General features: G+C 56.9%; 13 protein-coding genes. 7 read left to right on the forward strand and 6 right to left on the reverse strand.

Annotation, left to right across the window (positions count from 1 at the left end):
* Nucleotides 1–81: 81 nt before the first annotated feature.
* Entirely contained in the window at nucleotides 82–1,344 is a 1,263-nt protein-coding gene (locus NW849_RS12465; protein WP_414357948.1) for a class I SAM-dependent methyltransferase, read from the reverse strand.
* A gap of 85 nt (nucleotides 1,345–1,429) precedes the next feature.
* Here NW849_RS12465 and NW849_RS12470 point away from each other — a divergent pair, with 85 nt between their 5' ends.
* Both NW849_RS12470 and NW849_RS12475 read left to right on the forward strand, forming a co-directional pair.
* A complete protein-coding gene (locus NW849_RS12470; RefSeq protein ID WP_414357950.1) occupies nucleotides 1,430–2,248 on the forward strand; it encodes a hypothetical protein in 819 nt (272 codons plus the stop codon).
* Between the two features lie 317 nt (nucleotides 2,249–2,565).
* A complete protein-coding gene (locus NW849_RS12475) occupies nucleotides 2,566–3,543 on the forward strand; it encodes a PspA/IM30 family protein (protein ID WP_011432908.1) in 978 nt (325 codons plus the stop codon).
* A gap of 63 nt (nucleotides 3,544–3,606) precedes the next feature.
* Here the strand turns inward: NW849_RS12475 and NW849_RS12480 are convergent, their stop codons facing one another.
* Nucleotides 3,607–4,362, reverse strand: coding sequence for a 5'-methylthioadenosine/adenosylhomocysteine nucleosidase (locus NW849_RS12480; protein WP_414357952.1), 756 nt, complete (start codon nucleotides 4,360–4,362; stop codon nucleotides 3,607–3,609).
* A 221-nt stretch (nucleotides 4,363–4,583) separates the two neighbouring features.
* Between NW849_RS12480 and NW849_RS12485 the strand changes: the two genes are divergently transcribed.
* From NW849_RS12485 to nuoK, 5 genes are all read left to right on the forward strand, one after another.
* Nucleotides 4,584–5,048 carry a YbjN domain-containing protein gene (locus NW849_RS12485; RefSeq protein ID WP_414328810.1) on the forward strand — a complete coding sequence of 155 codons (465 nt, stop codon included), beginning with the start codon at nucleotides 4,584–4,586 and terminating at the stop codon, nucleotides 5,046–5,048.
* Between the two features lie 17 nt (nucleotides 5,049–5,065).
* The gene (locus tag NW849_RS12490) at nucleotides 5,066–5,797 is read left to right on the forward strand and encodes a lipoyl protein ligase domain-containing protein (protein ID WP_414357954.1); all 732 of its coding nucleotides are present in this window, start codon (nucleotides 5,066–5,068) and stop codon (nucleotides 5,795–5,797) included.
* A gap of 145 nt (nucleotides 5,798–5,942) precedes the next feature.
* Nucleotides 5,943–7,331: a TPM domain-containing protein gene (locus tag NW849_RS12495; protein WP_414357956.1), complete on the forward strand. Its 1,389-nt coding sequence runs from the start codon at nucleotides 5,943–5,945 to the stop codon at nucleotides 7,329–7,331.
* Nucleotides 7,332–7,450: 119 nt separating this feature from the next.
* Nucleotides 7,451–8,059 (forward strand): NADH-quinone oxidoreductase subunit J, encoded by a 609-nt coding sequence (locus tag NW849_RS12500; RefSeq protein WP_414357958.1) that lies wholly within the window; start codon nucleotides 7,451–7,453, stop codon nucleotides 8,057–8,059.
* A gap of 81 nt (nucleotides 8,060–8,140) precedes the next feature.
* Complete coding sequence (nuoK, locus tag NW849_RS12505) at nucleotides 8,141–8,446, forward strand: NADH-quinone oxidoreductase subunit NuoK (protein ID WP_414328814.1); 306 nt, start codon at nucleotides 8,141–8,143, stop codon at nucleotides 8,444–8,446.
* A gap of 44 nt (nucleotides 8,447–8,490) precedes the next feature.
* Here nuoK and NW849_RS12510 read toward each other — a convergent pair whose 3' ends face one another.
* From NW849_RS12510 to NW849_RS12525, 4 genes are all read right to left on the reverse strand, one after another.
* Complete coding sequence (locus NW849_RS12510) at nucleotides 8,491–8,817, reverse strand: DUF5684 domain-containing protein (protein ID WP_011432901.1); 327 nt, start codon at nucleotides 8,815–8,817, stop codon at nucleotides 8,491–8,493.
* A 266-nt stretch (nucleotides 8,818–9,083) separates the two neighbouring features.
* Nucleotides 9,084–9,584 (reverse strand): low molecular weight protein-tyrosine-phosphatase, encoded by a 501-nt coding sequence (locus NW849_RS12515; RefSeq protein ID WP_011432541.1) that lies wholly within the window; start codon nucleotides 9,582–9,584, stop codon nucleotides 9,084–9,086.
* 320 nt (nucleotides 9,585–9,904) lie between these two features.
* A complete protein-coding gene (aat, locus tag NW849_RS12520) occupies nucleotides 9,905–10,483 on the reverse strand; it encodes a leucyl/phenylalanyl-tRNA--protein transferase (RefSeq protein ID WP_414357962.1) in 579 nt (192 codons plus the stop codon).
* A gap of 17 nt (nucleotides 10,484–10,500) precedes the next feature.
* Complete coding sequence (locus NW849_RS12525) at nucleotides 10,501–10,953, reverse strand: hypothetical protein (RefSeq protein WP_414357960.1); 453 nt, start codon at nucleotides 10,951–10,953, stop codon at nucleotides 10,501–10,503.
* Nucleotides 10,954–11,275 lie beyond the last annotated feature (322 nt).

Genomic DNA, 11,275 nt, shown 5'->3' on the forward strand with positions numbered 1-11,275 from the left:
TGGTTGGAAACAAACAGAATGCTATCGCTGCATAGTTGAACAGTGATGTTCAGCAGTGTTCAGCGTAAATGTATCAGCTGCCTATTGCAGCATCAAAAAAAGAAAGTCTTCTAGGTTGGTTAGGAAGGTCAGCACCTCAGCGGTTGTTCGTTCTTCATCTGGGGATCCCAACTGGACGGCCTGTTGAATCAGCTCTCGAACCGGCGTTGGCCCTTGAAGCAGTGGCGCCAACCAGCTCACTTTCTCGGCAGGGATGCTGATCCGCCCGTGGGTGGCCCCTGTCCACTGCATTTCGTAGGGCCGCTTCTCTTGCAGGGCTTTGCTGTACTCCTGGCGAAAGCGGGGGTTGTCCATCAACAGGGGATTGAATTGTACGGATCCCGACAGCCAATCTTCGTCACTCCAAGGCAGCACCGGCGAAGAGCCGGCATGCTCCGCCCAAAAGTCGATGAGGCGATGGACAGGGCGAAGGAGTTCATACAGATGCAGCCGCTCCATGATGCTGAGGGTTGCCAACCGCTGCCGCACAAACTCAGGTACCTTTTTAAACAAAGACTCCACCGACCAGTCGGGCCTATCCACCAAGCTCAAAAAGCTCAACCCCGCCTGCTGCAACATGCGAAACAGGTCGGGGATCGTGAACCCTTTGTCGTTGGAGAGTAGGTAATTATTCATAATGGCCGCATCTTCGGCATAGTTGGCCGGGTTCCAGAACACCGCCTGGGCCACTTCTTCTCGCAGGGATCCCATAAACTCCCGCACATTTTGCGCCCCTACAGCCGGTGGAACGTCAAATTGGCCCACTTTTTGAAAGGCTTCCTGCAAGCGGAAAAACACCTGACGTTGGCGGCGGCTGTGGAGATTGGCCCGGATGATGCCATCGGGCTTGAGGACATTTTTCATCGCCCGCAGGCCCTCGGTGGGATCCTCCAGCAAATACAAAACATCATTGAGGCTGATGAAATCAAACTGGATCCCCAGGCGATCCAGCTCCAGCAGATTGAGGACATAAAATTCGGCATCTGTGAAGCCGTGGTGGCGCAGGCGTTCCTCGGTAAGCTTGACCGAAGCCGGAGACAGATCACAGGCAACAATCTGGGCCCCTGGATTGGCCTCGGCCATCATCAACGTTTCCCAGCCGGAGCCACAGCCGGCATTCAACAACACCTTGCCCTCTGGCGGGACGATGGTATGGGTGCGTAGGTACTGAGCCGTGGTATAGCTCATCTTGAACATCTCCGGCAGGGCGTTGCGGGCCGTCTGCGAGAGGGGCACATTGGGGTAAGGCAAAGCCTCGTAAAGGCTTAAAGCCCGTTCTGAAGCCGAGAGGGCGGAGCTGGCCATGGGCAGGGAGAGGCTCAACGGTTCAACTTATGATTGAGTGTAGCCCCTGTTCGCGACAGCCTTGGGGATCCGCGAAGAACTTGCCATGACTGCTGCTTCCCTGCCCCGTCGCCGCTCTCGCTTCTCCCTCATAGGCACCTTGGCCGCCGTTGGGGGAGCGTTTCTGTTTGGGATCCTGGTGGTGCGGCTGCAATTGCCGATGCTGGAGCGGATCAATCTGGGAGAATTGGAAAATGCCGAGGCCCGCAAAAACCGCAACATCACCCTGGCCAACACGCTGGGCTGGCTGGGCTACCGTAACTTGGGGGCTTCCTGGCTGTGGCTGGAGCTGATCCAGTACTACGGGGATGCCCCGGCCCGCGCCCAGACTGGCTATGGCCTGGCCTACGACTACTTCGACCACATGCTGCGGCTGGATCCCCATTTCCTCTTGGGCTACCGGCTCTCCAGTTTGGTGTTGGCCTATCGGGCCGGCCAGCCGGAAAAAGCCGTCGAGATTTTGGATCGCGGCCTGCAGCAACTTAACCCCCAAAACAACCCTGATGCCTGGCGACTTTATGTGGATCGCGCCCTACTTAACTTTATGTTTCTGGGGGACGCGGAAGCGGGCCGCACCGATTACTACCAAGCTGCTGCCTGGCGAGAGCAGGTGGGCCTGCCTGGAGATGAATTTCGCCAGTTGGGGGATAACATTGCCCGCAGTCCTCTCAGCCGCCGTGTCCAATTCGATGTTTGGCTGAGCGTGTATAACTCCACCACCGACCGGGATACCCGCCTGTTTGTCTTGGAACAACTGGTCCAGTTGGGTACCGTGCTGCAAACGCTGCCTACGGGGGAGATCGAGATCCTGCCCCCTCCTCTGCCCGACTTCCCCGACGAAGAACCCTATCGCTTGCGCCTGTGATTTGATCCGGGGGACAAAGATTGCGCCTTAGGGCTGTGACGTTGCCCCAAAAGGTGAGCTAAACTCTAACCCAAATTAAGCCAACCCAACGGGCCGACTCTTCAAGAGCCGCAGCTTTCCGCTGGAAAAGTTTGCCTCTCTCACGTGGAGAGTAGCTGGCCCTGCTGACTTTGCAATGAGAAATTGCAATGCGAAAACAGTGGCCAGCCCCGTAGCAAGTCCTGGAGACGGTCTGGGGTTCCGGTTGGTTCCCGAAACTTCCCTATCTTATTATTTCTTAACTTTTGTTCTTGTTCTGCACAATAGGAGTGACCCCCATGACCTCAAGAACTTCCCTTCTGATGACTGTGGCTGTCCTTTCGGGCAGTTGGCTTGTTCTTCCGGCGGCAGCACAATCTTCCGGGACGGCCCGGGTGCGGTCGGTGGTGGATGGGGATACCTTCTGGGCGGACTTGAACGGCAGGCCAACCCGTTTCCGTCTGGCCTATGTGGATGCGCCGGAGCTGACCCAAGGGCGCTGGGGGCGGCTATCCCAAGAGGCTCTGCAAAACTTGCTCCCGACGGGATCCCTGGTGCAGGTGGATACCCTCTATGTCACACCGGAAGGGCTTCACATTGCCCAGGTGTACAACGCCGATGGTTTGGTGAATTTGGAGATGTTGCGCCAGGGTCAGGCGGTGGTTTACGAGCGCTTTTTGCACGGGGCCAATCGGCAACGCTACCTAGAAGCCCAAGAGGCGGCCCAAGCGGCGCGGTTAGGCTTCTGGCAGCAACGCAATCCGGTGATGCCTTGGGAGTTTCGGGAGACGGCCACGCAAACCTCGGCCTTTGCGGGGGTCAATGTTTTGGATGGTTCTTTGATTCGTGAAAATCCGGCGGCGGCTGCGGGTGTGGGGATTGCTACTGCGGTGGTGATGGTGGGTCTGAGCAAGGTGCTGTGGAGAAAGCCCAGCCGACAGAGGGTGAGCATCCGGCAGATGGAGCGGGATCTGAAACAATTGCAGCGCAGCCTGACCACAACCCTGGCCAGTCGCAAGCAACTGGAACGGCGGTACGACGAAATTTTGCAAAAGGCCGAAGATTGGTTTGTCAGGGCTGAGAAAGCCAGCCAACAGAACCAGGATGACCTTGCCCGCGAGGCTTTGGTTCGGCGCAACCAGCACATGAGCGCAGCAGAAGCGGTTCGCAAATCTTTGGATGAAGTTGAAGCACAGGTGGCAACCCTTCGCGAAGGCATTTCCCGCCTGGAAAGCCAGATCTCGATGGCCAAGCTGGAGCGGGAGATGAACAACTGACGCCAACGCGATCCAGCCCAACTCTTCCTTGGGAAAGGGGATCCCCGGATCCCCACAGTCGGGCTAAGGCAAGGACGGGGGCAGACTTTGCAGGATGGTGCGGACAACTGCTGCTGAGTTGAGCGCCGCCGTTTGAAAAAAGCTCAAGAAATCCGTATCGTCCCCTGCATCGCTGACCGAGCGCACCAGCAAACAAGGGATCCCGGCTTCTTGCGCTACTCGCACCACGGCTGCCCCCTCCATCTCCACAACCAAAGCGCCGGTGCGTTCTCGGATTTGTCGGCGTAGGTCTGCGTCGGCCACAAACACATCGCCGGTGGCCACCAAGCCTTGATGAATGACGGGATCCCGGCCTTGTAGGGGGTGGAGAGGGATCCGCTCGGGGTGGGCCACAATCAGGTCGTAGAGGGCGCTATCGGCCTCGGCCAGTGGGTGGCGCAGCTCTGGGATAAAGTCGATCCCCAAGACAAAGCCCTCGGGTCGTCCGGTGCCAAAGTCGTGCTCGATCGCCGCATGGGCCAGCACCACATCTCCCATGTGCAAGTGATCGGCCAATGCCCCGGCCACACCGGTAAAAATGATCCCCTGCAAAGGGAAATGGGCCACCAACAGAGCCGCCGTGGTTGCCGCCCGCACCTTGCCCACCCCACCTTGTACCACCACCACCGGTTGCCCCGCCAGGGATCCCTGGTGGAACTGTCGCCCCAGATGGGTATGGATGGAGCAGGTTTCCATTGCTGCGGTGAGCATGGCCACTTCCTCGGGCAGGGCTCCAAGAATACCAATGGCTTTCTGGGGGAGATGAGATGGAGATTCCATAGAGCTTCCCTCAGGTTCTTCGAAAGACTTTTGAACAGGCTCTCTCTCCAGTTGGCGGGGGGGATCGCTTGCCCTCACCTGTCCGGCCACTTAGTGAACCATTGCCAACGGTTTCATTCTCGCCTGAGTTGAGGATCCCAAAGCGATGACCGGATAGGTCGGAGTCTTAGGCGGTATAGCGGTATAGTTGAGGTGGTTGGATAGGGAATAGGGGGAAGACCATGGTCTACAGTGAGCCGCTCATGAGCACCTTTAACCCTTCGCCAGAGGTTTTTCCAGAGCCCCTTCGCTGCGTTGAGGTTGTCTCGGCGGTGGTTTCCAGCCTCAAAGAGGATGCGGCCTACGAAAACCATGAGCAGGGACACACCTGGAAGTTCACCTACGGCACGGCAGAAGTGTTCGTCCATTTGAGCGGCGAATCCCCAGAAGACACCCTTTTGGTATGGTCTCCTGTTCTCTCTCTGCCGGTGGCAGAACCCGCCAAGTTGATGCAGAAGCTCCTGGAGAAGAATTGGAGCGATACCCTAGAGGCGCGTTTTTGCATTTGGAACAACCAGGTGGTGCTGAACCACTACCGCACCTTGGAAGGGATCACAGCGGGCGAAATTTCCCGGGCCATCACCATTGTGGCCAGCTTGGCCGATGAATATGATGAGCCCCTCCAGGCGGAGTTCCCCAAAGTTTAGGGTCTGGCTTTGCCGGGATGGGATCCCAGGGATACTGGCTCCCCTACCGCGTGGCCCCTGGGGCCTGGCAGATGGAGCAGGACTTCCGGCTTTTGCACAGGCTTCGTCGGGATCCTCACCCCTGCCTGCGCTTTTATGGCTGGGATCAGCTTACCCTCTCGCTGGGACGGCACCAGGTTTGGCCAGATCCCCTGCCAGGGATCCCGATTGTGCGCCGACCCACGGGGGGAAGGGCGGTGCTCCATCAGGCGGCTGAGGATGCAGCAGAGCTGACCTACAGCTTGGTGTTGCCCCTTTCTTACTTGCAAGCCAGGTTGCCCAGTTTGCAGCGGGCCTGGGTGTACGACTTCTGTTGCCGCTTTTGGGTGCAGGGGTTGGCGGAGCTGGGCATTGCCATAGATGAGCCCGCTTTTGCTCACGGCCGAAGCCACCAGGATCCCGGCTACCGCAACAAGACCAGTTGCTTTGCCTCCCGTACCCGTGCTGACTTGAGCTGGCAGGGCAAAAAGCTGATGGGCAACGCCCAACTGTGGCAACCTTGGGGGATCCTGCAACAGGGATCCCTCCTATTGCAACCCAATCTAGAGCTGTGGGAACGGTATCTGCCCGGCTCGCAGGTGATTGGTATCTACGACATTTGCCCCACGGCGCCAGGGATCCCTGCTTTGATCGAACATTTTCTCCAGGCCGCCCGGGAGTGCTTTGAAGTGGAATGGCAAGAAGAAGCCTGGCTCCCTTGGCCGGACTGAGGGCCGATTGCTGTTAACAATTACTAGCAACAAGAAGCGGCTTGTCTCAACCGTTCCCCAACTCCCCTCTCTCCCTGGGAAAAGGACTGCCAGTCTAGCCGAGACAGCTGTGCTAGAACCTAGGCAGCGCTCAGCCAGGTAAGCCATGCCGAAAGTTTGGGCGGCAGTTTTGCTAGTTGTATCCCTGCTGCCGCAGCCCGCTTGGGCCATTACCCTTGAACAAGTGCCCAACCCCCGCCGTCAGTATGGAGGGTGGGTTTCCGATACCGCCAACATCCTCAGCAGCAGCACCGAAAACGAGCTCAACCGTCTTATCACTCAGCTTGAGCAGCGCACCAGTGCCGAGATGGCAGTGGTTACCGTGCCGAATACTCAGGGATATGCAACACCAAAAGACTTCGCCACTCGGCTGTTTAACTACTGGGGGATCGGCAAGGCAGGCCAAAACAACGGGGTTTTGTTTCTCATCTCGGTAGGGGATCGGCGGGTGGAAATCGAAACGGGCAGGGGCCTGGTCGCTATCCTCCCCGACAGCCGAGTCCAGCAGATTATCGACCAGCAGATCCTGCCTCGGTTTCGCAATGGGGATTTTGATGGCGGCACTCTGGCGGGGGTGCGGCAGTTGACCTCGGTGTTGCAGGGCCAGCCCGTTGCAAATGTTCCTGCGGCAGCTTCTGGAGTTACCACCTCAACGATTGCAACTTCTTCTGGGGCAGTGGCCCAGGGCATTGATTCTTCCCTGGTGGAAGGGATCCTGCTGCTGCTGGGGATCATCATTTTGGGGCTGGGGTGGCAGCGCTCTCGCATGCCCGTCTCTCTGAGGGCCGAGCGAGGGGGAAGACAAGTCCTCTCTCTGACACCCAGAGATCAAGGAACAGGTGCTGCGCTCTCGTCGGTTCAGAGCGGCCCCATTCGTCTCTTCCTCTATTCGGGATCCCTCTGCCTTGGCCTGTTCTTGGGGTTGTCCAGCGGCACTTGGCTGGGGTTCGCTTTGCCGGTTGTGGCTGCTATGGCCACTGACGGCACCTTGGGCCTGAAGCGTGGGATCCCTTTTCAGCCGGTGGTTTGTCAAGCATGTGGCCGACCCATGCGCCCAATCCAGCCCGAAGTTCTTAATAAGCGCCTCTACCAGCCGGATCGCCTAGCCAAAAGCAGTGGCAGAGCGCAGTACTACGGCTGGTTTTGCCCAGCCTGCCAGGGGGTTGCCGTAGTTGTTCGCGAAAGCCCGTCCTACCGCGACCATTACTGCCCTAGGTGTCGAGCTCTCACTTTGGATCTCTCCACGGAGATCCTTGTGGAGGCTACCTATTCCCAGAGCGGTTTGAAGCGGGAAATCTTTAGCTGCCCTTTGTGCTCCTACCGCACTGAGCGAGAGGTGGTCATCCCCAAGCTCAGCCACACAAGCGATCGCGACACAAGGGATTGGCACACAAGCGATCGCGACACAAGCGATTGGCACACAAACGATAGCAGCAGAGATTCAGACTTCGGTGGCGGTAGCAGCATAGGTGGCGGAGCGGGCGGCAGTTGGTGAGACCCAACTCTAGAGATTTCTCTATCGATCTGAAAAAGGAGTCGGGCTTCTCTTAAATCCGCCAGGACAGTACAGTGGTAAGGGAGCAGCAATAGAAACTGGCTAAGGACGGATCTCTCATGACCCTCGGAGAAGGCGTACAACTGGTTACGTTTGTGGTGCTATCGGCGATGGCCATTGGCTTCGCGCTAGGCGTGGTTTGGGCCCCCAGCATTGTCTATTCCGGTTTTCTGCTCGGGGGCGTTTTCCTGAGCATGGCCGGGTTGTATCTCCTCTTGAATGCCGATTTTGTGGCCGCAGCCCAAGTTCTGATCTACGTCGGCGCGGTTAATGTGTTGATCCTGTTTGCCATCATGTTGGTGAATCGGCGCTACACCTTTGCTCCTCTGAAGCTGGGCTGGCTGCGCAACGGAGTGACGGCGGTGGTCTGTTTGGGTCTGTTTGCCCTTCTAGCCGCGATGGCTTTGAACACCCCTTGGCCGCTGCAGCCGATCCAACCTTTGAGCAGTGTGTTGGTGATCGGCGGCCACTTCTTCAGCGATTATCTTCTGCCTTTTGAGCTGGCTTCTGTTTTGCTGCTGATGGCGTTGATTGGGGCCATTGTCTTGGCGCGGCGGGAGTTTGTTCTTCCCCAAGCCGGAGAAGGGGATCTGAGCTTGCTGGAGCGGGCCCGACCCCAGCTGGAATCAGAGTCAGAACGACCGGCAGAGCTGGTGAGCACCCGCTAAAGCTGACTGCTCTCGGCCATAAAACCTAGAGCTTTCCCGAGGCCCCTGTCATTGTGTATCTACATGGAGCTCATCGCGATGTTGCAACTGCAGTTTTTCTTGGTGGTGGCAGCGATTCTTTTCTGCATTGGTATTTACGGATTGATTGTGAGCCGCAATGCGATTCGCGTCCTGATGTCGATTGAGCTGATGCTCAATGCGGTGAACCTGAACTTCATGGCTTTCTCCAACTTTGTCGATTCAGCGATGATTCGCGGCCAGGTGTTCTCGGTGTTTGTCATCACTGTGGCGGCTGCCGAGGCCGCAGTGGGCTTGGCCATCGTGCTGGGGATCTACCGCAACCGCGCCACTATCGATATGGAGAGCTTTAACTTGCTCAAGTGGTAGACTTTTTCGATTGTTTAGTTTGTATCAAGGCAAGGCTGGCTAATTCAAGTGAAGGCCAGAATGCCTGAGTAGAGCAAAGCTCCCAAAACAGGCAGGAAAACCAGCAGACCCAGCCAGCGGGATTTATTCAGGCGGGGTGGAATGGCAAAGATCACCCAGATACCGAAGATCAAGTTGACTAGGGGAATGAAGAAGAGGATCACCCACCAGCCGGGTTTACCAGCAGCTCGACACATCACCCAGATGTTAGCAATCGGGATCCAAGCTAACCAAGCATTCGGCACGTTTAGCTTCTCTCCAATCACCATTAAGGTGTAGCTAAAGAAGGCGTAAAGGGCAACGGCAATCAGCCCTGGTAAAAGCTCATCCATCGTGACCCTCCCACATATTTTTTTGATATTTGCGAATGTCAACTCACTTGTCTCCAGCGTCTCTTTGGTGTCAGAGACAACCCTCGAATCTATACAGCTATAAGGCCAAACCGCAAGAAAACCAACTTTCCAAAGCTGTTCAGGAGCTACTCTGATCCCGCCCACAAAGTTAGCCAAAAGGGATCCCGTTGTCCAGACTTATCTGTCAAGTTTCATCAAGAATTCTGTCAAGTTTCATCAAGAATACAGATCTGACGAATAATCTCTCAAGCACGGGGGGGCAACGGTGGGCATTGGATCCCGGGAACCAGGGATTCCAGCAAGCCGCTACAGGCATCCCAGAGCAGCTCGATTACATAATGGAATCCGGCCTCACCCCCGTAGTAGGGATCCGGAACTTCTTCGTCAGAATGAGAGCGGCAATAGCTGCACATCAGGCGCACTTTCTCGGCATATTTTCCCTGGGGATCCAAGCTGAGAATGTCGCGGTAATTTTGTCGATCCATAGCCAGGATCAGGTCAAACTCGCGCAGGTCGGCAGGTCGAATCTGGCGGGCCTTGCCTTGTAGCTCTAGGCCATAGCATCGGGCTGCTTGTTGCATGCGCCTATCTGGGGGGCTGCCGATGTGATAGGCTGCCGTACCTGCTGAGTCGCAGATAATTGCTTCCTTATGGCCGCTGCTGCGCAAAAGGTGATTGGTGATGCCTTCAGCGGTGGGAGAACGACAGATGTTGCCCAGACAGACGAACAGAAGCTTTTGGCTCATGACAATCTCAACAGCAGTAGAGAACTCCTCTCACCTTATAACAATGCCCATCTAATCTAATGGTTCTTTGGTCTGAGCATAATAGTTCTTCGTTCTGAGCGCAGAAGAGCACAGACGGCAACGAACGGTGTTTGCGAGCCAGTCTCATCTGCCACTGACGGGAACAGAGCGGATCCCATGTGCTGGCCCACCACGGGATGTATTCGCTCACAGCAGCAGAGTGGAGTCCTCCCTCATTTTCCACCAAGTTTCCCACCAAGAGCCGCTGCAATGATCTAACAGCAGCTATTGGGAAGCCTGTCGCTTTGAGCATCACAGGTCTAATCGAACCGACAAGGGATCCCCAGGCATTGCTGCAGCAGCTTTAGGTATTCTTGTCCCTCCATGAGAAAGGCACCAAAACGGGCCAGGTGCGGGTTCATCAACTGAGCGTCGAATAGGCGAAAGCCCCGCTCCCGTAAGTGCTCCACCAACTTCACCAAGGCCACCTTCGAGCCGTTGGGGATGCGGTAGAACATCGACTCGCCGATAAACGCCGCTCCAAGGGCAATACCCAGGATCCCGCCTGCCAAGGTCTCTCCCTGCCAGGTTTCAAAGCTGTGGGCAAAGCCAGACCGGTGCAGAGCTGCGTAAATCTGCTTCAGCTCGGGGCTAATCCAGGTTTGGGGACGAGCGGCACAGCCCTCTACCACCTGCTCAAAAGCGCAGTTCAGCCGCACCTGAAAGCGACCGCTGCGCACCAAGGGCCGCAACGAACGGGGGCAGTGAAATCGCTCATCGAGGGGGATCACCGCGTGCCGGTCGGTGCCGTACCAGGTCAGGGATCCCGTCTCTTCGTCGGCCATCAGAAAGTAGCCTTGGGCATAGCCTGCCAGAATGGTGGCCAGATCCACCTGCATTGCCTCAGTTGCGCTCCTCAAGATTGCCATTCTGCAGAGAGGCTGGCAAAATCCCCCCCATTGGCCCTGGGGTGACAATCCACACAGGCGCTCACCCGCACAGGAGTGGGAAACTCCACTTGCAGATGCAAAGCGCGGAAATAGCGGGAATCTGCCAAGCGATAGGGCACCTGTTCCCCTTGTCGCAGGGGCCGGGAGTTGGGCCGCAAATAGCCCCAGGCCAGTTGTAAAGCCACACCGCTCAGGGGCTGGATCTGCTGGCCATAGTGGTTGGGATCCTGCAGCAGCCGTCGCCAGGTTTCGGTGGGCAACACTTGGGCGGGCAACGCCACATGGCAACCACCACAACTGCGCACATATTGAGCCTGCTCCAGTTGGGCTTGAGTCAGGCCCTGCTGCGCTTGTGCTCCCAGGTTCTGCGCTGATCCCGCCAGCAGGGATCCCATAAACCCGGACAGGATGACTACCATGCTCCAGATCCAAAACCGCCGGCGTCGTCGTTGCAAAGGAGCCATGCTCTCACACCCACTGCCCATGCTTTCCCACTCTAGATCAGGTGGTTGCCGGCGACAGCGGGACGGAGTCCATAAGATCCGGCCTCAACTGCTGGGATCGACTTGATCGACTTGGCCTATTTTTGGAGGAGCTTGAGAGATCGCGGATCTGATACATTTACGCTGAACACTGCTGAACATCACTGTTCAACTATGCAGCAATAGCATTCTGTTTGTTTCCAAACAGAATGGCGGTATCCCGCAAAGCTTTGAGTAGAATACCCAAAGCGCAGTTTCC

It is taken from the genome of Synechococcus sp. R55.3 (genome assembly GCF_047461975.1).
GTDB lineage: Bacteria > Cyanobacteriota > Cyanobacteriia > Thermostichales > Thermostichaceae > Thermostichus.